1 protein-coding gene is annotated in these 729 nt (G+C 44.4%); it reads left to right on the top strand.

Annotated elements, in window-relative coordinates; all coding sequences use genetic code 11:
- Positions 1 to 729, top strand: a 729-nt coding sequence (locus tag ST42_RS05325) for an IS982 family transposase (RefSeq protein WP_044072704.1), incomplete at both ends; no start/stop codon positions are given.

Genomic DNA, 729 nt, shown 5'->3' with positions numbered 1-729 from the left:
CAAAACATTAAGTTCAAACCATCGTATGTACAACCTTTATACAAAATTCGTCAAAATACTTGAGATATGCAAGCAATTCTCTGAAAATCTCGTCAATGAATCGGGTAATGTTCCACGTCGTGGTCCTGTTCCCAAGTTTTCGGATTTGGAAGTGGTGGCACTATCCCTGACGGCAGAGACCGAGAGCATTGATAGTGAGAAGTGGTTGTTCGACTATAAATTGCAAGAATACAAGGACAGCATTCCCAATCTCATATCAAGGAGACAGTTCAATGACCGCAGGAAGAAAACGGCAGGCCTGTGTGAGGAACTGCGCAAGAGGATTGCCATGGAAATGGATGGCGGAGAGGAACAGTTCTTTGTTGACTCCAAGCCGATAGAGGTTTGTAGGGTTGCAAGAGGAAAACGTTGCAAGATGGGGCGTACCGGAAATTTCTCGCAAGCTCCCGACTTCGGCTTCTGTGCTTCGCAGAATACGTATTATTTTGGTTATAAGTTACACGCTCTCTGTGGGTTAAGTGGAGTTATCCATTCCTATGATCTGTCAAAGGCAAGTGTAGCTGTCCTCCATTATATGAAGGATGTAAAACATACTTATCACGACTGTAGCATCTATGGTGACAAAGGGTATATTGGAGCTGACGTACAGCTTGACTTGTTCGAAACCGCACACATAAGACTGGAGTGTCCGTATCGGCTCAACCAAAAGGACTGGAAACCGACATTCAT

The sequence above is a fragment of the Prevotella pectinovora genome (assembly GCF_000834015.1).
Classification (GTDB): domain Bacteria; phylum Bacteroidota; class Bacteroidia; order Bacteroidales; family Bacteroidaceae; genus Prevotella; species Prevotella pectinovora.
Note: the sequence above shows the minus strand (reverse complement) of the source record. Positions and strands in the feature narration are given on the sequence as shown.